Source organism: Leptospira sp. B5-022, from assembly GCF_000347035.1.
Taxonomy (GTDB): Bacteria; Spirochaetota; Leptospiria; order Leptospirales; family Leptospiraceae; genus Leptospira_B; species Leptospira_B cinconiae.
The window spans coordinates 182,024-201,133 of the sequence record NZ_ANIJ01000025.1 but is presented as its reverse complement, the minus strand read 5'-3'; the positions used below and the strand labels follow the sequence as shown (position 1 = coordinate 201,133).

The following is a 19,110-nucleotide window of genomic DNA, read 5'->3' as shown; positions in this document are numbered from 1 at the left end:
AGATAGTTGCTATTCTTCTACTATCGACCTAATTCTATCGGACGATACATATCTAACGACTATTTCAAGAAAAAATAAATAATAAGGGCTAGTTTTGTAAGTAAATACTTACATGCTCCGAGGAGTTGCCTGGGAGAAGTTAAAATGCGCAGAACTTGTTTTAATTACTAAAAACTATCACTTGAGTGGGTAGAAACTATCCGGGAGTGTTGTTCTGCCGTTTGCATCCAAGATTGGTTACTCGTAAATATTATAAAATTCGACTATAGGATCGAAAATATAATTAAAAAATAAGTAAGTAAATGAATAATTACATTCTGCGGCTTGTGTGAAGGCATATCTGTACCTTTTCCAAGTTAATTTACTTAGACCTTTGACTCGGATTTTCCACAGATACGAGTATTCTTTTTGTGTACGATTTTCGTAATATGATTTTAGAGACAGAATATCGGGTTCGATCTCACCTAACGTCCGGGAGGATCCAGTCCTTATGCGAAAAATCGTCCTTTACCTTCATTAAATCGCGATTCGGATCTATGAATGGAAGGCTTTTTTTACCGTTTAAGGAAACTCTCACCTCGGCAAAAACCGCAATCTCGTCCCCCGTCCTTTTTTTTTCCTTTTCTCCCAAAAAATGAGCGAATTGCAGGATCAGATCCGGTTGGGTGCTCATCATCGTTTTCTGGACTTCGTTCAAATAAGACTCGGGTAAAACGTATTGGATCTCTCCAGTCCGTAAATTGACCAATTGGAAGCTAGCGAATCCATTCTTTTGGATCAGCATAATATGCCATGCGAATCTAAAACCCTGCTCCGTCCAAAGATGGTTTCCCGGATATAAAAAATGCCTGAGAGGAAAAAACACCTGGATCAAAACATACAGGGAAACGGTCCAAGTTCCGAATTTAGAGGAAAAACGGGAGGTAAAGTCAGCGAGCTTGGTCTCCATACGTTTTCCCCATATATTCGGTTTTTCTAAAGCACCTAAAAGGATAAGTAAAATTTTTGCGGAAAGGAACCGAAAGGTGACGGGAAGTTTATTCCAAACGGTTTTGAATAAGTTCCTTAATTCACCGTAGGGAAAAATCCCTCTTTTTTTAAAAAAACCTCTGACTTTAATCGGCCAATCCGGAGGAAAAAAGAGCAAAGCGGAGAAGATCATGATCCAAGGGAACATCCCGATCGGAAAAAGTCTCCATGTGAGAATATGAAAGATCAGGACAAAACTATAGGCCCAGGGCCTTAGATTTTTTTTTAGAAGACAGAATGGAACGAACAGATCGAAAAATAATCCAGCGTAACTGAAAACATAACCCGCGATCGGATAAGAAAAAAAACCTCCGATCACCGGGAAGTCCGTGTTTCGTACCAACCAAATCCTGAGAGGTTGCGCGGAGAACAACCAATCCGGAACTAACTTCGCTAAACCTCCGAAAAAATAAACACAAGCTATTTGGAATCTTAAGATCCATAAAGACCAATTCGGGACCCTGGGAATACTCCATCTGCCGTTGCGATACGCTTCTAAAAAATGAGATATTGAAAAACAACGATCCGCCGGGATCCAAAACAAAAGGAATAGTAATAAAAAGACCAGATAATAATGGTTCAGATAGGTGGAAACATCCAGAAGATTAAAATAGGAAAATCCCAACCAATAAACGAAAATCGAGGTCCTATACAATACTCCCAGGGAAATAAACGCGGAAGAAATACATAATATTATAAAAATAAAATATAATATGGGCCCAGGAGCGACTCCCACCCAGGAAAATCCGAAATGTTTGAAATGAAAACCGGGTTCTATAAAGTATTTTTGCACCCAACCGTAATGAAGATAACGGGCCGAGATAAAAAATAATAGAATGCCGAACCCGAATCTGAAAAATCCCAAGGACCATGCGGGGGATTGTTCGAACAGTTCGGACTTGTATCGATTCCAAAGAGACAAGTTGGATTCCTTTTTCTATTTATTGAACGGATCGAATAAAACCGTTTCCTAAATCGATCCAATTACCATTCAATTTGTTTTTTCCCAATCGAGCAAGCATTCCGGGAACTTCTTTGAAGTTAGAAGGAAGAATTTCTTCTAAATGAAAAATATACTCTCCTTCACTTTGATAATTATCAAAACAAACGGAACTGGCGCCTTCTGAAAGTAATTTTTTCCCTCCTTGGTTTTGGGTTTGTAGAGGATGATCAAAAATGTAAACGTCACGATCCTGAGAAATTGCATTGGATGCGGAAGATAGGGCTCCGCTTTTTGAAGGAGCTTCCATTACCAAAAGAGAAGGGGAGATCCCTGTGATGATCCTATTTCTTTTCGGGAATGCGTACTTTCTAACTTCGAAACCGGGAGGACATTCGGTGATCACCAAAGCATTGCCGGAAGATTTCATTCTTTTATACAAATTCCTATTTTCGTGAGGATATTCCTTTTCCGGACCGGTTCCCATTACTCCCATTACGGGCATTCCTTGGTCTAAGGCTAAAAACATTGCAGCTGCGTCCACTCCTAATGCCAAACCGGAAACGATACCTTCCAGTCCGATTGAATGTACAAAATCAGGAATAAATTTAGAATAATGTAATGTGATTGGGGAAACCTTTCTTGTTCCTACAACCGCCAAATAGGAAAGTTTTAACAGTTTTGTATTGCCGAAACAGAATAAATTCGGAGGAGGATCGTAGATTTCCTTTAGGAGAGGGGGATATTCCGGGTCAAAATAAGAAACGATTTTCGCTCCTAATTTTTTTAAGGAAGAGAAATAATTTTTAGAATCGGATCTTACTTTTTCCTTTAGATCTTTGGGCAGTAATTCTTCCATTTTCCGGAGAACCTCCGACTCGGAGAGACTCTGGGATAAATACCTGGACCTACTTAAGATCTTATGAAGATTCGGAGAAGAAAGAGAAAGAAAATCCATAGTGGATCCTCCGTGCTAATTCTCGGAAGATTCCATTTTTTTGAGATTGTTTATTACGTTTTTATAAGATTCATTCTCTAATAGATCTTCTTTGATAAAACCGTCTTTTTTAAGTCCTTCTATCGTATTTTTCAAATGTAAATAGATTTCTTTTGCTTCTTGCGCCTTGCCGGATCTGTATAAAAAATTCCCCTTTGCGAATAAGACAGGGACATTGCGAGGTTCTTTTTTTAAGATAGAATCCAAAAGTGTGAACGCCTTCTCCTGGTCTTGGAAACCCGCATTGATCCCTTCCCAAGAAGAATCCGCCATGGAAGAATCGAAAAAGATCAGAGCCAATTGGTAAGGAAATCTGGAATCTCTGGTATCCTGTCTTGAAAGTGATTGGAAAATTTCGATCGCTATCTGCCTTCTTTTAGGTTCCCAGCCTCTATCCTTGGAGGCGTTTGCATAGGAGAGTGCGGTTTCAAAAAGAAGCTGTTGGTCCACAGGCATAAGAAGTAACGCCTTATCGAAATACGGTAGGGAAGATTCGAAAAAATGAACATCGGCACCGATAACTTCGGTTTTTCCGGAACCTTCTTCTTGAATTGCTTTATTATAATATTTGGATGCTAGATCGTAATCCCCGATCTTCATATATCCTTGCGCGATCTTCCAACTGAGTGCGCCTGCGGATCTGGTCTTAGCCGCCATTTCCCGGATCTTCTTTTCTAACTCGATGATCTCGGATTCGTCCATATTCAGACGGCGTTTCCACGCTTCCAGATCCTCTACCGTGGGAGGTTTTGTATTCTTACCGGAAAATTTACTTAGGTTCTTACAATCGGAAATCAGAAATACAAAAAGAAGAATGAGAAGGAAAGTGGTCCTCATTTGATACTACCTCGGGAAGAAATCGTATTTGAAATACCATGTCCGAGAAGTGTACGGATGGTCCACGGAAAATCCTGAAAAAGGGATTTTTTTGAAAGGAAAAACGATTAAATCTAAGATTGGAAGGGAGAAGGTTTGATCCTTCTCCCTTATTCATTTAAGCGTTGTCTTTAGAAATTCCTGCGATTACCAAAGCCCCACCCAAAAGACCCAGGTCCTTTAACGTATTAATGGTGGAGGATATATCTCCTTTAATTGCTCCCGGCAAGTGTAAAAGAGCGATATAAATTCCTAAAAGAACCGCCAATAAGATCATCGCGAGTTTGGTTTTTTTATTTATAAAAATGCTGATCGAGGCTGCGATCATCGCGGCTCCGGTTACATAAATCCAAATGACTCCTCCTGGGACGGGAACCATACCGGCCATTTGGCTACCGGCTACAAAATGATTGATCCCAAAAAGCAGGAACGGGACTGCGTATACATATTTCCCGATTGTTTGCATAAAAATTTTCTCCTCAACTTTGATCGAAAATTGCTTTCGAAAAGCGACCGTTAATTAGTATGTATGATTCCGCCTCACGCAAGGAGAAAATGGATTGGGTCCTGGAAAAAAGAACGATCTTCCCCAAGGTTGGAGAATCGTACAGCCCGAAGATTTGCAAACTTTGATCCAGATGGAAAAAACAGTATTTGGTAAATCCTCCTGGTCCAATTATTCCATCCAGAGTCATATTGAAAGCCATCCGGCTTGGATCAAAGAGGAAGTCGGCTACGTTTTTTATATGGACCTAAACGATTTTTCGGAGTTATTACGGATCGGTATTCTTCCGGGAAAACGTAAAAAAGGAGAAGCGAAAAATATTCTGCATACTCTTTGTGATTTGTTCCCGAAGGTTATTTTAGAAGTTTCTAATTCGAACTATTCCGCTATTTCTTTATATTCTAAATTAGGGTTTTTGGAATCCGGGCGAAGGAAATCTTATTACGGTCCGGGTGAGGACGCGATCTTAATGGAGAAGGTCCGCTAAAAGGGAAACGATCTTTTGATCACTCTGATCTGCGCTAATTGTTGGTTCGAAAATAAAAAGTATAATCTCACTCGGACCGGAAAAGGTTTTTTCCAAAATCTGAATTCTTTTAAATTTATATACATACCTAAATTAACTTCGGTATAATTATTCTCAGTTGGGACCCAATGGAACGCGTTGGATTGGACTGTTCCTTTTTTGGTGAATACCATAATATCAGAAACGTATTCCGGATCGTCCGGAAATTTACCCTGGTGAAAACCTACCAGGTCCAGTTTTTTTCTTTTTATATAATCCATTACCTTTCTTTTGGAGCTGCCAAGCGGCAATTCATCCAAAACTTCTCTTCTTAATAGGTAAGAAGAATTTTCCAAGTACGGATCTTTGAGGATATATAAGAATATCGTAATAAATACGGATAAAATTGCGGCCGATTTGATCGCGATTTTATGAGAAGGTCTTAATTTTTCCGCAAAAGTACCACGCAACTTGCGCCCAATCCTTCGGTTCTGCCTAAGGCTCCCATTTTTTCTGTAGTAGTCGCTTTCACGGAAATACAATCCTCCGGAAGTCCCAACAAATTGGAAAGTGAGGATTGGATCTTAATTCTATGAGGAGAAATTTTAGGTCTTTCTCCGATCAAAGTGCAGTCGATATTGACCAAACTGAAACTTCTCTCTTTTGCCAAATCCAACGTTTTTTCTAAGATCAGTTTGGAATCCATATTTTTGAGAGAAGGATCCGTATCCGGAAAATATTGTCCAATATCTCCCAGTCCCATGGCTCCTAAAATCGCGTCCGCTAAGGCATGTATAACGATATCCGCATCCGAGTGACCGATGAGTGCGTATTCCGAATCGATCACTGCTCCACCCAGGATTAGCGGGCGAGCCTCGTTTGTTTCTAACCTGTGGAAATCTAATCCTTGTCCGATCCTGTACATTAAGCTATTTGTAACTCACTTCCAGCATTCTTTGGACAGCCATTCTTCCTTTTTCCACAATTTCAGGATCCAACTTGATCTCGAATTGTTCGTACAAAAGTGCATCTTTAATTTTTTCTAATGTAATTCGTTTCATATGAGGACAGGTCCTGCAAGAGGAAACGAATTGTCTGTCGGGGAACTCGGATCTAAGATTGTCACCCATGGAACATTCCGTAACTAAGAACACATCCTTAGCTCCTGAATCACGGATAAATTTGGACATCTGAGAAGTGGATCCTGCGAAATCGGAAACTTCTACCACGTCTGTGTTACATTCCGGGTGGGAAATGACTGTTACACCTGGCCATTGTCTTCGGACGGAGAGTATATCCTCTGCCGTGTACATTTCGTGCACCATGCAGCGCCCAGGAAAGGAAATGATCTTTTTGTCGGTTTGTTTTTGCACATTCCCCGCCAGATATTCGTCGGGTAGAAAGATCACCGTATCGGAATCCAAAGAATTTACGATCTGGACGGCGTTTGCGGAAGTGCAGCAAATATCAGTCTCTGCCTTCACTTCTGCAGTGCAGTTTACATAGGTGACCACCGGAACTCCCGGATATTGGCTTTTAAGTTTTTTGACATCTTCTCGAGTGATACTTTCCGCAAGAGAACAACCCGCTTTTAGATCTGCAATGAGTACCTTCTTATCGGGAGACATAAGTTTGGCAGTCTCCGCCATAAAATGGACTCCATTAAAAAGAATAATGTCCGCATCTGTTTCGGCCGCTGCCTTACTCAGATAAAGGGAATCCCCCAGGATGTCCGAAACTCCGTGAAAAACGTCCGGAGTCATATAATTATGTCCTAAAAGTACTGCGTTTTTTTCTTTTTTGAGACGGTTGATCTCCTGGATCAAAGGGAGTTTTTCCTCTATCTCATGCTCCATGTAAGTGGATTCCAGGGATTTTCGAATTTCCTCTATGGTTTTCATTAGGCCCTCAGCCGGTTTTTGGCGGTTCTATCTCTTTTTAATTTCGACTCCTGGATTTCAGAGTCCGGCAATCTAAATGGTAAATTGCCGAAAGAACTAGGTTTTGCAAGTGTTTATAATCGGTTCGATGCCCAAAACAAGTCGTTGATCCCTGCCGATTCCCAGATTTTTGCCTCTAACAGACGGTATTCTAAAATAAATTGACAGAAAAAGAAATACAAGGATCAATACGAAGTTACTCCTAAAAATCATCCATAAAGGATTGGTATTAACCCAATGAAAAAAATTTCTGCTCTGCTCCTCACAGGAGCATTGGCATTTTCGGTTTCCAACTGCGGCGAAAAAGTGGAAGTCGAATACCCTGTTTTTCCTAAATCAAAAGAGGGACGCCAGCTTCAAAAATTCCTCGGCTCTATCCGCAACGTAGGTTTAGCAGTCGAAAAACCCCAAAAAAGTCTTTGGGAAACCGTTTTCGGAGCAGGTTCCAGCTTTATCGATCAAATGCCTTCTAAAGTTTTCGAAGCTTTCGACAAGGAAACCTATTACAAACTGATCGACCTGAGTAAAAGAGCTGACTCTATCAACGAAGCATCTTTAACTCTTACAGGAATTACCAAAAGTCGTGTTAAACTCGGAAACCAATTAGGTGCCGAGGCGATTCTTCATATCGGTTATCAAAAGCCATATACCGAGTGCGGAAGCGAGATGATGGTGGATTACGGCGCAGCTGCGTTGAAAGTTGGTGGAGCGCTTGCTTCTATCGCAACTGGAAAACAAGTTGATACCGGAAACCAACCGATCAGCAAACAAACCGGTATCCGTTATATGCTCATTCCTTTAGACGCTACTTTGATCAAAGTAGAAACTGGAGAAGTTAAAAAGGCTGTAGTTTCCAATCCTGCAAAAGTAGACGCAGGAGTAGGTAACTTGGATTGCCCTTCCGTTCTCGACTCTTTCGGAAAAGCTTTAGACGAAGCTGCTCTTTACATCAAAGACAGACTTTCTCCAAAAGTTAAAACTGAGAAGATCGAAGTATTCACTAAAGACGAAGATCCAGAAGTGGCATCGTATCTGGAAGACGGATACCATGAGATCACCGGAGAAACTCCTAGCTTCAAAAAAGCGAAAGAGAACTGGGATAAGGCCGATAAAAAAGCCGGCGGAAAGTCTTGGGGAGCGAAAGCAAACCTCGGAACTTATTACTTCCAGGCCGGAGACTTTGAAAAGGCTATCAAATACTACGAAGATGCGATGAAACTCAGCGGAGCTGACAAGAACTACGTGAGAGAACTTCGTAAACGTGTAGAAGCGGCAGCTGCCGTTGATGACACTGAAAAGTAAGAAAGTAAAACTTTCTTTCGGTTTCGAGAAAAGCGGGCGGATAACGTCCGCTTTTCTTTTATGTAGCGTATTCTTCTTGTCCGATTGCAAAAGAACGAAACCGAATTTGGAAGAATGTTCGGATGCTCAGATCCATATATCCAAACTGATCGCGAACGACGAAACAATGGAAAAAGGTGTACAAGCATTGATGTTAAGATCCGTGCTAAAACCGGAGACCAGCGAAGCGATCATTAGAAGTTGTGTAGAAAACAAAAGTTTACTCCAAGTGCAATGCGAACTCTCTAAGGAAAAGTTTGTAGATCTACAGGATTGTAAACAACTGGCTCCTAAAAGAGCGGAGAGTGAAGGTTAGGGTTCCTTTTTACCCCACTATTTCCGGATTGTAGAAACCGGAGAAGTCTAAAGTTTTGTACTCAAAGACTTCCTATGGCAAAGTTAAAATTAGTACAATTGCCAGTTCCTCCTCCGACGGCCTTTGCCGCTACAGGGAACGTTCCTTTGGCTGCGGGCTGTTTGGCAGTTTCTGCTCGGGAGAATGGCCTAGAAAAAAAAGGCCTGGAGCTGGAAGTGTTGGATCCGGATATCACCGACAAGGAAGGGGATAGCCAGCTTGCGGATAGGATCGCAAAAGACGAGCCTGAGTTCTTGGGCTTCTCACTTTATCTTTGGAATACCGAAAGAAGTCTTCATCTCGCAAAAGAAGTAAAACGTAGATCACCATCCACTAAAATCCTGATCGGTGGGCCTGAAGTAAATCCGGACAATCCGTTCGTTCTTTCGGAAACAGGATACGATATCGCAGTCTCGGGAGAAGCGGAGCATACATTCTTCGCCCTAATGGAGACTCTTCTCAAAAAAGAAGATCCTAGAAAATTACCGAATATCGCCGTTAGAGAACTCGATGGAAAGATGGGAATATTTTCCAAAGAAGAGAATGCTTCCTTTCCTCTTACGAGTTATCCTTCTCCCTATCTGCAAGGGTTCGTGCCTGTGGATCCTGCAAGATCTACGTACTTAGAAACGGTAAGAGGGTGCAGATCCCAATGCACCTATTGTTTTTATCCGAAGAGCAGCAATGTATTACGGACTTTGGATATACCTGAAACGATCAAACTTCTTTCCAGCTTGAAGGACAAGGGAGCCAAAGAGTTGGTATTCTTAGATCCGACCTTCAATCATAGGCCTGGCTTTGAGGATTTTTTAGACGCGATCATAGATGTGAATTCCGACAGATCTATGACAATGTTCGGAGAATTGAGATCCGAAGGTATTACCGAAAAGATTGCCGACAAACTCGCATTAGCCGGTTTTAATCGGATAGAACTCGGCATGCAATCCATCAATAAGGAAACCTTAAAACGTGTAAAACGTTTCGGGAGTCCTGAAAAGGTAGCGGAAGCCGCTAGAATGTTGGCCGATCGAGGGATCGAACTTTTACTAGATCTGATCATCGGACTTCCGGGAGATACTCCTGACGATGTGATGGAAGGAATCGAATTCTTTTACGGACATGGACTGGGAGAATGGGTCCAGGTATTTCCATTGTCCATTCTACCCGGAACTGCGATGAGAAAAGATGCCGAGTCCGAAGGATTGATATATCTTCCTAAACCTCCTTACAGAGTGATCCGAACTCCCAATTTTACTCCGGAAGCGCTTAGCTCCACTTTGTTCCGCTCGGAGGAGAGATTGGATAGAAGGTTGGATGAAACTCCCCGCAGTTTATTATCCGATCCTGACCCCGCTGCTCCCGATATATTTTCCTTTTCTCCGGGGTTATCCGAAAAATTCGGATTAGAGGATTTTTCCGTTTCCGGAGCCAGACATGTTTCGATTTGGTGGAGAGGAAACAATTTAGAAAAATCTAAAAAAGAATTCTTTGATAGACTAAATTTCAGATTTAACAAAGATCCTTTTGCAGTCACGGACCTGGTATTATATCCTAGATCTACTTTCGATCCCGAACTGGTCACCGAGATAATGGAAGAATTTTCCAAGGTCCCTGCGTCTTATCTTTCTCGCACACTCGCCCATAGAGGGGAGAATATGTTGCATAGGATCGTTCTTGTTCTCCCTTATGGAGTTTCTTTTCCTTTAGAATGGGTTTCGGAGATCAGAGAATATATCCCCGTCTTCCAGGAGATGGAATGGGAAGAGGCGGTGAATAAGTCCGAGGAACTCGGAGGAGAATTTCCTGGAGCAAGGATCATTTCTAAAAACGAGAACTATGCCGCTTGGAAAATCCTAAAAGAAAACTCCGACCCTGAATCGGTAACGTTTTCAGACAGAACGTTAGAAAAACGTTGGTGTTGGGAAGTTTTAGGATATTCGGAGAAATAAACCTGCTCGGAAAATAAGGTCGAATTTTCTTTTAAAAAAAATCGGATGATGCTGAGAAAAATCCGATCCTGACGATTTTATACAATTTTTCCCTTTGAATTGCGTTTAGTATCTCTTCATTACCGGAGAGTAAAATGCAAACCAACCGTAAAAAAGTATACGATTTCCCTCATAAAGCCATCCGCTATGGGATCTCAAAATTAGTACAAGAATCGGGAAGGACCGATTATTCCGATCCAAAAGATGCACTCCAACTTATCGAATTAGGAAAAGAAGTTTTTCAAATGTTAAAAATACACGCAAGAGACGAAGAAGGAGTCAGTCTCAGACATTTGGAAAAAAAGGATCCTCAAACTTCTCTCAAAGATAAAGAAGAGCACAGATATCTGGAAGAAAAGATAGAAAAACTGGAATCTCTTTTAGATCGCTTCCAAGCGGAAATAGAACAGGTTCAGTTCCACTCGGAGGAATTTTACACAAAACTAATTCGGTTCCAAACGGATTATTTTTCTCATATGACTAGGGAAGAAGAGGAAACTCAAGTAAGATTACATTTGTACTTTTCAGATCCGGAATTGGAGGATCACCAAAAAGAGATCATGAATTCTTTACAAGGAGAGGAGTTAAAAATTTGGGCCAAATATTTGATCCCGAACGTGCCAACACCGATCAAAAATAGGTTCGAAGAAATGTTAAAGACCTATTCTTGAACTGCGGGATTGGTTTCTTTTAAACCGAGTAAGTCGCTTGATTTTTGGGTCGACTTCCTATAAGCTCTGTGTATGAAGTCGGATAAATCCGAGGTATTAAAGGAATTTCGCGCTCTTCCCGGGGTGGGCAAGGTAATTGCGGAGGATCTTTGGGATCTGGGAGTTCGTAGCAAAGCGGAACATGCAAAATTAGAACCGGAAAAAATGAAATGGCGGTTCTGGAAGGACAAAGAGCTTGTCTGATCTGATCCGAATTTTTTGGAGCAATAAAGAATCTCCCGAAACCTATACGGTTCTGCCGGGGGAAGAATGTGTAATTGGTGTCCAGACAAAGGGGAGGATTTTTTTACATTCAGGAAAACAGTCTAAGAATCTTTCGAAGGCGGGGATCACAGGGATCTTAAGAGGCCCAAGGACATTCTTCTCCGAAAAAAATACAAAATCACTTTTAGTTTATATTTCTCCTTTATTACTTTCAAGAATGATCACTGTGCCGATGGACCAGATTAGTGATTCAAGTTTGTCTTTAGAAGATCTGTTTCCCAAAGAAGTAATCTTTAGATTGATGGCGGACTGTGAAGAGGCGGATTACAAAGGGCTGGATGTTTCTCGGACCTTGGAAAAATTTCGGCATCTTCTTCCTGTAAAAGAAGAAAAGGAAAAATTCATAAGGGAGGCGGTTCTTAGGATCAAATCCTCGCTGGGAGAGATCGGGATCAAAGGTTTAGCGGAAGATTTGGGAATAAGTCAAAGCAGTTTAGAACGAGGTTTCAGGTCCAGGGTCGGTTTAAGTCCCAAGGAATATACCGGACTTATACGTTTTAGGAATATATTCAAATTTTATAATTCTTCTTCCAGCTTGACTGAACTTGCGTTAGAGGCCGGATATTACGATCAGGCCCATTTTATCCGTGAATTTAAGAAGAAGACAGGATTCAGTCCAAAACAATGGTTTCGCCGAAACGCTAATTCGGGCTTAGATCTTTCTTTTTAGAAAAAAATTCCCTTTTGATTGCGGGGTGTTTTCGGATCAAATCCAAGGATTTTGCGATCAGTATCTTTGCTTCCGCGGAATGATTCCAAACATTTAATCCGGAAGGATGAGGCAAAGGGATCCAATCTAATTCCACTCCATAAAAGTTTTTCTTAAACTTTTTACCGATGACATCGTCGAGTTTGTATTTTTGATCCTCCATTAATTGATCGATCGCTAATTTTCCTATCGGGATAATCAATTCAGGTCGATTAAATTCCACTTCGAAACGAATATATCTGGAACAATTTTTCACTTCGAATGGATTCGGTTTTCTATCTCCACTTTTTGCTTTGCCAGGAAAACATCTACAAACCGCAGCCATATTCACTTTAGATCTGTATATCTCTTCTTCTATTCCTATGGAAGAAAACCATTTGAATAAGGTTTTTCCGGCCGTATAAGCGAATGGTCTTCCGAATTTTTCTTCATGGATGCCCGGAGCCTGGCCTATGCTCATAATTTTTGCCCCGGGAATACCGCCATGCACAGGTTTGCCCACCATGTCAGGACAGAGTCTGCAATGAATTAATGTATCTAAATGGTTTTTGAATTTTTTGGAATCGTTCATCGCCAACGGGTCAAGGCGCTAAAAGTTTCCATGCTTCGTTGGAAGTACTGCCGACTCGGATCAGACTTTTTAATTTGGTAAGTTCTAAAATTTTATTCACTTGGGAAGAAGGGGAGAACACCGCAATTCCACCCTTGCCGCTTTTGACTAGTCTGGAATGTGTTGCCATAAAAACTCCCAGTCCGGAAGAATCTATGTACTTCACACTTTCCATATTCACTAAAAGATAAATGAATCCACGATCGAGTAGATGAAAGAATCTTTCTTTCATGATCTGGGCTGAATATAAATTGATCTCACCCGAAATTTTTACCACCACTGCTTCTTTGGGAAGACCGTCCGGAATATTGTCCTGGTCTAGAAATACACCTAACTCAGGTGCGTCATGATCGAAATCTTTACTGTCCAGGTTCCAAGGAGTATCTGCCATAGTGTGGTCGCTTATTTTTACCGAATGCGAAGACTATCGAAGTACTAGCGGTTTCTGCAAGGATTTTATCCCGTTTTTTGCACGCTCTCGCGAGATGAATGCATTATCCCGGTTTCTAACACCAAAGAATATATCTCTTAAGAGCCTGTCCCCAAAGGCCTATACTCTTGAGGCCCCGACTAAATATTTTAATGAGGTCTAATTATTGGAGCGGAACGTAAGTGTCTTCTCTTACACCTTCCGAGATAGAGAATTTATAGAGCTTAGCATTTAGTCCGAATTTTTGGAAATATTCCTTTTCGAATTTAGAGAATAAGGAAGAAGATCTGCCTTCTTTGTCCAAAACTAGGACACAACCTCCGAAACCTCCCCCTATCATTCTGGCTCCTAATACGTTTTCAGAACGGAACCATTCTACGATAAAATCCGTTTCTTCGCAGGAGACTTGGAAGTTTTTGGAAAGTGATTCATGGCAAGAGAACAATTCTTTTCCGACCTTCTCCGCGTCTTTATCCTTTAAGGAGCGGATAACGTTTTGAGCCCTGGATCTTTCGCCCAGTATATGAGTTGCTCTTTTGTATTCGTTGGGAGTCAGTCCTGCTTTTTCTATAAGGGAGAAGTCCGCCTGGCTTAAAGTCCGCACGTCGGGAGAGAGTTTATTACATTTCGAAGTCGCGGATTCTACTTCTTTTCTTCTGTCATTGTACGCACTTTCCTTTAGACTGTGCGGGACCTGAGAATCGATCAGATAGAATTCGTAACCGGGAAGATCCAAACTGTGATAAGAATATTCCAAACTTTCCGTATTCAGAGAAATACAAGAAGAAGGTTTCGCCACAGCGATCACAAACTGATCCATGATCCCGCAGTTAACACCTACAAAATGATTTTCCGCGGCTTGCGAAAGTAATGCGATCTTTTCTAGGGTGATGTCCCAGTGAAAAATTTTAGAAAGTGCAAATGCCACCCCAACTTCTAACGCCGCAGAAGAAGAAAGTCCCGCACCTTGGGGAATATTTCCCGTAAAGGTAAGATCGAAACCTTCTACATTTAAACCTAATTTACGTGCCTCTGAAACAACTCCTAGGATATAATTTGCCCAAGGTCTTTCTTCGGAATAGGTTACATCTTTTGTTACAAATTCGGATTGGAAATCCAAAGAATACAATCGGAAAAGTCCGAGTTGATTCGTTCGGATCGCGAAGTGGGTTCTGAAATCGATTGCCGCAGGAAAGACCAGACCTCCCGCATAGTCCACATGTTCTCCTATGATATTCACCCTACCCGGGGCGGAGAAAAAACGAATGGGACCAAGGTCAGGGGTATCGGTAAAAATACGGGAAAGAGAAGAAGAAAGATTCTCTCGGATAGAAAGAGTCATTCTGGAAAATAAAATCTAAGACTAAATACTTACAAGGGATTTTGGAAAATTAGAAGGTTGAATTATTTCGTTTTTCCTTGCTATTCCAATTAACATAAGTAATTTGTCTCGGATGTCCGATTTTGAGGAATACCGATGGCTTTTTCTTTAGAAATAAACGATAGATTTGCCTCGGAGTTTGCGGATCCCCAATCTTTCGAACTCTTATTAAAAGAGTCGGGTTCTGCGTTACAAAATCTTTTGTCCGGCAAATCTCCAGGTTCCGAATTTTTAGGCTGGATGCGACTTCCCCAACAGATCCAAAAATCAGAATTAGAACGAATTCATTCCGAGGCACAAAGATTCAGAAAACAATCCGAAACGATCGTAGTGATCGGGATCGGAGGTTCTTATCTGGGAACCAAGGCAGTGATAGAGGCTTCCAAACCGTATTTCAAATCTCCTAGTTTGGGATCACCCGAGATCGTTTATGCGGGACATCATTTAGATGCACGTTATCATTTTGAACTTTTAGAATATCTAGAGAAAAGGGAATTTTCCATCAATGTGGTTTCCAAGTCCGGGACCACTACCGAACCTGCTTTGGCATTTCGTTTACTTTGGGATCTTGCTAAAAAAAAATACGGTGCAAAGGCGAAAGATAGAATCGTAGCAACAACCGACAGTTCTAAAGGTGCATTACGTAAAATGTCCGATGAGTTGGGGTTTACCACCTTCTCAATTCCGGATAATGTAGGCGGACGATATTCCGTTTTAACTCCTGTCGGACTTTTTCCGATCGCAGCCGCCGGAGTGGACATATTCGCTTTTTGGGAAGGGTTTTCGGAAGCTGCCGACTTTTTGATCTCGGAAAGTTCTCCTCATAAAAATACCGCCTGCATTTATTCAGCTTACAGAAATCTATTTTATAATTCCGGAAAGAAGATAGAAGTAATCGCAAATTATAATCCTTCTATCCGTACTCTAACAGAATGGTGGAAACAATTATTCGGAGAAAGCGAAGGTAAAGAAGGTAAGGGAATTTTTCCCGCTTCCGTAGAACTGACTACGGATCTACATTCTCTTGGCCAATATCTGCAAGAAGGAGAACGAAATATTTTCGAGACGGTACTGTATTCCAAAAACACCGCAGCAAAAGTTTTAATTCCTAAAGACGGCGACGATCTGGATGGTCTGAATTTTTTAGCTTCCAAAAATTTGGAAGAAGTGAACTTACAGGCATTTCTTGGTACTCTTGTGGCGCACTCGGAAGGGGGAATACCTTGTTTGGAGATCTTATTTTCAGACACAGGCCCGAATAGTTTAGGCCAAATGATGTATTTTTTCGAATTAGCATGCGGAGTTTCAGGAAATGTATTGGGTGTAAATCCATTCGATCAACCTGGAGTGGAAGCGTATAAAAAAAATATGTTCGCATTACTCGGAAAACCAGGGTTTGAAAATTTAAGGGAATCTCTTCGCAAAAAAGGGGTCTAAGAAAAAGGATCTCTAAACGCTTGACAGAGATTCGTTTAGGTTTCGGATTAGATCAGTATGGTCCTAAGAGGAAAAAAACTAAGGTTCGTTTCGGCTTCCTTAGCCCTATTTACTCTATTATTTTTTCTGCATTCCGGATCATCCAACAGCCCTTATCCCGGGAAGAAGTCCGAACAATCACAGACAATCATCGGACAAGAGACCGATATAGAAGAATTAAGCGATCTCGTTGAAACCACCGATCCTTCGGAAATGGTTTGGGGAGATTTTTTAACTTCTGAAATAAACACCCCAGGTCTCTCTAACTCAGATATTTCCCGACAGGATAGGTTTCAATTCCAACACAATAAATTATTATCTCAGCATCTGCTGAATATTCCTCCACCTTCTAACTCCTAATCTAAGATTCGAAAGCCGAGAAATGGCTCTAGCCGTGCTTTGCTTTCAACCAAGCGTTGCATGAGTTTCACGCTCAAAATAGAATTTTCGGAGATCCGTTTTCGCAATATTTTCCCATCCAATATAGCACCAATTTAACCGGTCCCAGGTTTTGGGCCCTAGGCCCTTCCTGGGATCGGTTCCTTTTTCAGGTATAGATCGATAAAAAAAGGCAGACAGAGGCCCCAATCTCCCGATACTTTTTGCGGGGAGCTAAAACTCCGTAAGCGGATGGAAATAGAATTAGCCAAAAAGGAACGTTTGATCCGAGGAATGGAACTCGGAAAAAAGATCGTCCTTCATGGAGTGGTACTTTCGCAATATTATAAATCCAATGTGGAGAATTATCTACGGTTCTGCTTGGAATATTACCGAAAGACGGACATTCTTCCTCCTTCTCTTTCCCTTATTTATTCACTCCTGGAAATGGCCTTCAAAGAGAATTGTAGGAATTCCTACTATTTGGAAAAAGGCTGGGATCCTCTCAGTTCGGAATCCTTAACCGAAAGAGAGGCTGAATTCGAGACCAATTGGGACTTCTCCAATCCGTTAAAATTAAGGGATCGGTTAAAAGAAGAAGGTTCCATACTTAGGACTACGATCTACCATTCCGGTTCAGGAGTTTCTTTAGAGATCGCAAATCTGGCTCCTATTACGTCGGAAGCGGAAGAAGCTCTAACGGAATATCTTTCCAGAGCAAAATCCTACCGAGATCTTTCCGAATATTATGAAGATTATCCTTTCGACGAAGAAGGGCGAGAGATAGGGATCGCATTAGCTATATTACAATTTAAGGAAATAGGATTGGATCCGAACCTTCTGAGATTCGATACGGCGGAAGGAGAACATGTCTTCCGATTAGAGATCGGATTCGATGGAGAATATCTTTCTCTTAGAACTAAGTTGGAAAACGACGAGGATATAAGACCTTTTCGATTCCATTCCCAAGCGGAGAAGGACGGGGAAACTATCTCCCCTTGGAAAATTTCGGTTTGTAAGATCTGCGGAAGGTCGGTCGACGATCGGATCTTCTTCCATACGGTCCCACACGACGTAGTAGCAAAGGCAAAAGACCTTCCATTTACGGAAGATGTCTGTGCTTGGTGTTTGTCAGGCTATTTAAAATTATAATGCCTATTTCCAGTTCTCCAATACCCCGTCGATCACACCGTATATTTTTGCTTCCGAAGGTGTGAGCCACAAATCCCGATCGGTATCCCTTTCCACAACTTCCAAGGGTTGACCTGTTCTTTCGGAAACGATACGATTGATCTCCTTTTTATCTCTTTCAATCATGGAAGCAAAGATCCCGATATCGGTGGCCTTTGCTTGGTAGGTTCCCGGAACATGAGGTTGGTGTAGCATGATCCTGCTATGTGGGAACGCGAACCTTTTTCCTTTTGTCCCGGAAAGAAGAAGTAATGCACCGAAACTTGCAGCAAGTCCCATACAAACGGTACTCACATCATTCGGGATCAGATCCATAGTATCTAGAATGGACATACCGGAAGTGTTTGCACCTCCCGGACTGTTGATTACAAGAGTAATATCCTTTTCCGGATCTTGATTAGAAAGATATAATAGACGCTCCACCACATGTTTTGCGGAAAGATCGTCCACTTGTCCCCAAAGAAAAATTTTCCTCTCTTTGAGCTGGTTGTCCTCCAGGCGAAGTCCCGGAAATTGGATCGGTTCAACTAAAGTGTCTGTCATTCTACTCTCCAATCAAGAAGCGATTGCCATAGGTCCATGTAGGACTTCCAACCAATCTTTTCTATCCGATTTATTCAAAAGTTGTCTGCGTAATAATTCCCTACTTCTTCTCAAACGGTTTTTCAAATTGCCGATCGGGATCCCTGTTTTTTCGGTGATCTCTTCGTAGCTCAACTCGCCGAAATATCTCAGGTTCAAAAGTTGTTTCTCTTCGTTAGGAAGTTCTTCTAATGCATCTAACACTTCCGTTCTCCAGCTATCTCCGGAACGAGGTGCGGCCTTGGTGATTTCCGGATTTAATTCGGTCCCAAGCAGATCTTTTTTTCTTAAGATACGATCCGAATGTTTCAGTACCAACCTTCTGAGTAAGAACGGAAACGCTTCCGGCTGCCGCAGCGTTGGGAGGACTTTCCAAGCTTCTAAAAATACTTCTTGGCTTAGATCCTCCGCTTTGGATTGGTCCCGGATTCTTTTGACGGCTTGGCTACTTACGTATTTTTCGAAACGGGTCATTAACTCCGTCCAAGCCGGTTCTTCTCCTTTGGAAGCTTCTGTGACTAGTACTTTAAAATCGCGCATATCTGTTAGAGGGTCCCAGTTTCCATTTTGGGGTGTACGGATCTAAACTATTTTTGCATTTTCGGGACTCTTGACCTTGGTCTAGATAGGATGTTAATGTGGTGTTGAACGAGGTGTTGGAACTCCTACATGTGGCGGGGGAGGTCTCCCCCTCGCTTCAGCCGAGTTACACTCGTCTTTCGCTTCCCCCTCTCCGGGGAATATTTTTCCTGCGAACCCCCGGACCCGATTTGGTGCTTTATAAACTCACGCAGAGCCGCGAAGACGCAAAGGTTAAGTTCGCACAGAGGGCACTGAGATCACAGAGGATTAATAAAGTATTAAAAACTCTGTGTGCTTTGT

21 protein-coding genes are annotated in these 19,110 nt (G+C 41.7%); 9 read left to right on the top strand and 12 right to left on the bottom strand.

Going from position 1 to position 19,110, the window contains the following annotated elements; translation table 11 throughout:
• Positions 1-460 precede the first annotated feature (460 nt).
• From LEP1GSC192_RS13235 to LEP1GSC192_RS13220, 4 genes are all read right to left on the bottom strand, one after another.
• Positions 461-1,951 carry an HTTM domain-containing protein gene (locus tag LEP1GSC192_RS13235; RefSeq protein ID WP_020770436.1) on the bottom strand — a complete coding sequence of 497 codons (1,491 nt, stop codon included), beginning with the start codon at positions 1,949-1,951 and terminating at the stop codon, positions 461-463.
• 19 nt (positions 1,952-1,970) lie between these two features.
• Complete coding sequence (locus LEP1GSC192_RS13230; protein ID WP_020770365.1) at positions 1,971-2,927, bottom strand: DNA-processing protein DprA; 957 nt, start codon at positions 2,925-2,927, stop codon at positions 1,971-1,973.
• Positions 2,928-2,942: 15 nt separating this feature from the next.
• Positions 2,943-3,803 carry a lipopolysaccharide assembly protein LapB gene (locus LEP1GSC192_RS13225; protein WP_020770509.1) on the bottom strand — a complete coding sequence of 287 codons (861 nt, stop codon included), beginning with the start codon at positions 3,801-3,803 and terminating at the stop codon, positions 2,943-2,945.
• 157 nt (positions 3,804-3,960) lie between these two features.
• Entirely contained in the window at positions 3,961-4,308 is a 348-nt protein-coding gene (locus LEP1GSC192_RS13220) for a hypothetical protein (protein WP_020770517.1), read from the bottom strand.
• A 94-nt stretch (positions 4,309-4,402) separates the two neighbouring features.
• Here LEP1GSC192_RS13220 and LEP1GSC192_RS13215 point away from each other — a divergent pair, with 94 nt between their 5' ends.
• Complete coding sequence (locus LEP1GSC192_RS13215; protein WP_020770385.1) at positions 4,403-4,834, top strand: GNAT family N-acetyltransferase; 432 nt, start codon at positions 4,403-4,405, stop codon at positions 4,832-4,834.
• Here LEP1GSC192_RS13215 and LEP1GSC192_RS13210 read toward each other — a convergent pair.
• Genes LEP1GSC192_RS13210 through nadA form a run of 3 tightly spaced genes read right to left on the bottom strand, consistent with a single transcriptional unit; the run spans position 4,831 to position 6,753 of the window.
• Complete coding sequence (locus LEP1GSC192_RS13210) at positions 4,831-5,322, bottom strand: hypothetical protein (protein WP_020770378.1); 492 nt, start codon at positions 5,320-5,322, stop codon at positions 4,831-4,833. The genes LEP1GSC192_RS13215 and LEP1GSC192_RS13210 overlap by 4 nt on opposite strands.
• The gene (ispF, locus tag LEP1GSC192_RS13205; RefSeq protein WP_020770496.1) at positions 5,295-5,777 is read right to left on the bottom strand and encodes a 2-C-methyl-D-erythritol 2,4-cyclodiphosphate synthase; all 483 of its coding nucleotides are present in this window, start codon (positions 5,775-5,777) and stop codon (positions 5,295-5,297) included. The genes LEP1GSC192_RS13210 and ispF overlap by 28 nt, the downstream gene beginning before the upstream one ends.
• A 4-nt stretch (positions 5,778-5,781) precedes the next feature.
• The gene (gene nadA / locus LEP1GSC192_RS13200) at positions 5,782-6,753 is read right to left on the bottom strand and encodes a quinolinate synthase NadA (RefSeq protein WP_020770445.1); all 972 of its coding nucleotides are present in this window, start codon (positions 6,751-6,753) and stop codon (positions 5,782-5,784) included.
• 276 nt (positions 6,754-7,029) lie between these two features.
• Between nadA and LEP1GSC192_RS13195 the strand changes: the two genes are divergently transcribed.
• The 6 genes from LEP1GSC192_RS13195 (at position 7,030) to LEP1GSC192_RS13170 (ending at position 12,141) form a co-directional block, all read left to right on the top strand.
• Entirely contained in the window at positions 7,030-8,094 is a 1,065-nt protein-coding gene (locus LEP1GSC192_RS13195) for a lipoprotein LipL41 (RefSeq protein WP_020770427.1), read from the top strand.
• Positions 8,078-8,449 carry a LipL41-expression chaperone Lep gene (gene lep / locus LEP1GSC192_RS13190; protein ID WP_020770331.1) on the top strand — a complete coding sequence of 124 codons (372 nt, stop codon included), beginning with the start codon at positions 8,078-8,080 and terminating at the stop codon, positions 8,447-8,449. The genes LEP1GSC192_RS13195 and lep overlap by 17 nt, the downstream gene beginning before the upstream one ends.
• A 74-nt stretch (positions 8,450-8,523) precedes the next feature.
• On the top strand, positions 8,524-10,437 hold the full coding sequence (locus LEP1GSC192_RS13185; RefSeq protein WP_020770379.1) for a B12-binding domain-containing radical SAM protein: 1,914 nt from the start codon (positions 8,524-8,526) through the stop codon (positions 10,435-10,437).
• Positions 10,438-10,571: 134 nt separating this feature from the next.
• Positions 10,572-11,147 carry a hemerythrin domain-containing protein gene (locus tag LEP1GSC192_RS13180; protein ID WP_020770430.1) on the top strand — a complete coding sequence of 192 codons (576 nt, stop codon included), beginning with the start codon at positions 10,572-10,574 and terminating at the stop codon, positions 11,145-11,147.
• 72 nt (positions 11,148-11,219) lie between these two features.
• Positions 11,220-11,390, top strand: coding sequence for a pathogenicity locus domain protein (locus LEP1GSC192_RS13175; protein ID WP_020770350.1), 171 nt, complete (start codon positions 11,220-11,222; stop codon positions 11,388-11,390).
• On the top strand, positions 11,383-12,141 hold the full coding sequence (locus LEP1GSC192_RS13170) for an AraC family transcriptional regulator (RefSeq protein WP_020770490.1): 759 nt from the start codon (positions 11,383-11,385) through the stop codon (positions 12,139-12,141). The genes LEP1GSC192_RS13175 and LEP1GSC192_RS13170 overlap by 8 nt, the downstream gene beginning before the upstream one ends.
• On the opposite strand, the gene LEP1GSC192_RS13165 is transcribed toward LEP1GSC192_RS13170, so the two are convergent.
• From LEP1GSC192_RS13165 to galK, 3 genes are all read right to left on the bottom strand, one after another.
• Positions 12,113-12,751 (bottom strand): uracil-DNA glycosylase family protein, encoded by a 639-nt coding sequence (locus LEP1GSC192_RS13165; RefSeq protein ID WP_020770292.1) that lies wholly within the window; start codon positions 12,749-12,751, stop codon positions 12,113-12,115. The genes LEP1GSC192_RS13170 and LEP1GSC192_RS13165 overlap by 29 nt on opposite strands.
• 10 nt (positions 12,752-12,761) lie before the next feature.
• Entirely contained in the window at positions 12,762-13,181 is a 420-nt protein-coding gene (locus tag LEP1GSC192_RS13160; RefSeq protein WP_020770403.1) for an STAS domain-containing protein, read from the bottom strand.
• A 202-nt stretch (positions 13,182-13,383) separates the two neighbouring features.
• A complete protein-coding gene (gene galK, locus LEP1GSC192_RS13155; RefSeq protein WP_020770348.1) occupies positions 13,384-14,562 on the bottom strand; it encodes a galactokinase in 1,179 nt (392 codons plus the stop codon).
• A gap of 135 nt (positions 14,563-14,697) precedes the next feature.
• Between galK and LEP1GSC192_RS13150 the strand changes: the two genes are divergently transcribed.
• Positions 14,698-16,038, top strand: a complete 1,341-nt coding sequence (locus LEP1GSC192_RS13150; RefSeq protein ID WP_020770409.1) for a glucose-6-phosphate isomerase — start codon at positions 14,698-14,700, stop codon at positions 16,036-16,038.
• Between the two features lie 669 nt (positions 16,039-16,707).
• Complete coding sequence (locus LEP1GSC192_RS13140) at positions 16,708-17,607, top strand: hypothetical protein (protein WP_020770306.1); 900 nt, start codon at positions 16,708-16,710, stop codon at positions 17,605-17,607.
• A gap of 3 nt (positions 17,608-17,610) precedes the next feature.
• Here LEP1GSC192_RS13140 and LEP1GSC192_RS13135 read toward each other — a convergent pair whose 3' ends face one another.
• On the bottom strand, positions 17,611-18,189 hold the full coding sequence (locus tag LEP1GSC192_RS13135; RefSeq protein WP_020770366.1) for a ClpP family protease: 579 nt from the start codon (positions 18,187-18,189) through the stop codon (positions 17,611-17,613).
• A gap of 12 nt (positions 18,190-18,201) precedes the next feature.
• Positions 18,202-18,768, bottom strand: a complete 567-nt coding sequence (locus LEP1GSC192_RS13130) for an RNA polymerase sigma factor (protein ID WP_020770498.1) — start codon at positions 18,766-18,768, stop codon at positions 18,202-18,204.
• Between the last annotated feature and the right edge of the window lie 342 nt (positions 18,769-19,110).

Coding starts and splice junctions, on each gene's coding strand:
- LEP1GSC192_RS13160 (WP_020770403.1), bottom strand. CDS start 13,181: ATGGCAGATACTCCTTGGAACCTGGACAGTAAAGATTTCGATCATGAC.
- LEP1GSC192_RS13140 (WP_020770306.1), top strand. CDS start 16,708: ATGGAAATAGAATTAGCCAAAAAGGAACGTTTGATCCGAGGAATGGAA.
- LEP1GSC192_RS13230 (WP_020770365.1), bottom strand. CDS start 2,927: ATGGATTTTCTTTCTCTTTCTTCTCCGAATCTTCATAAGATCTTAAGT.
- nadA (WP_020770445.1), bottom strand. CDS start 6,753: ATGAAAACCATAGAGGAAATTCGAAAATCCCTGGAATCCACTTACATG.
- LEP1GSC192_RS13175 (WP_020770350.1), top strand. CDS start 11,220: ATGAAGTCGGATAAATCCGAGGTATTAAAGGAATTTCGCGCTCTTCCC.
- ispF (WP_020770496.1), bottom strand. CDS start 5,777: ATGTACAGGATCGGACAAGGATTAGATTTCCACAGGTTAGAAACAAAC.
- LEP1GSC192_RS13195 (WP_020770427.1), top strand. CDS start 7,030: ATGAAAAAAATTTCTGCTCTGCTCCTCACAGGAGCATTGGCATTTTCG.
- galK (WP_020770348.1), bottom strand. CDS start 14,562: ATGACTCTTTCTATCCGAGAGAATCTTTCTTCTTCTCTTTCCCGTATT.
- LEP1GSC192_RS13225 (WP_020770509.1), bottom strand. CDS start 3,803: ATGAGGACCACTTTCCTTCTCATTCTTCTTTTTGTATTTCTGATTTCC.
- LEP1GSC192_RS13185 (WP_020770379.1), top strand. CDS start 8,524: ATGGCAAAGTTAAAATTAGTACAATTGCCAGTTCCTCCTCCGACGGCC.
- LEP1GSC192_RS13130 (WP_020770498.1), bottom strand. CDS start 18,768: ATGCGCGATTTTAAAGTACTAGTCACAGAAGCTTCCAAAGGAGAAGAA.
- LEP1GSC192_RS13150 (WP_020770409.1), top strand. CDS start 14,698: ATGGCTTTTTCTTTAGAAATAAACGATAGATTTGCCTCGGAGTTTGCG.
- LEP1GSC192_RS13180 (WP_020770430.1), top strand. CDS start 10,572: ATGCAAACCAACCGTAAAAAAGTATACGATTTCCCTCATAAAGCCATC.
- LEP1GSC192_RS13165 (WP_020770292.1), bottom strand. CDS start 12,751: ATGAACGATTCCAAAAAATTCAAAAACCATTTAGATACATTAATTCAT.
- LEP1GSC192_RS13220 (WP_020770517.1), bottom strand. CDS start 4,308: ATGCAAACAATCGGGAAATATGTATACGCAGTCCCGTTCCTGCTTTTT.
- lep (WP_020770331.1), top strand. CDS start 8,078: ATGACACTGAAAAGTAAGAAAGTAAAACTTTCTTTCGGTTTCGAGAAA.
- LEP1GSC192_RS13135 (WP_020770366.1), bottom strand. CDS start 18,189: ATGACAGACACTTTAGTTGAACCGATCCAATTTCCGGGACTTCGCCTG.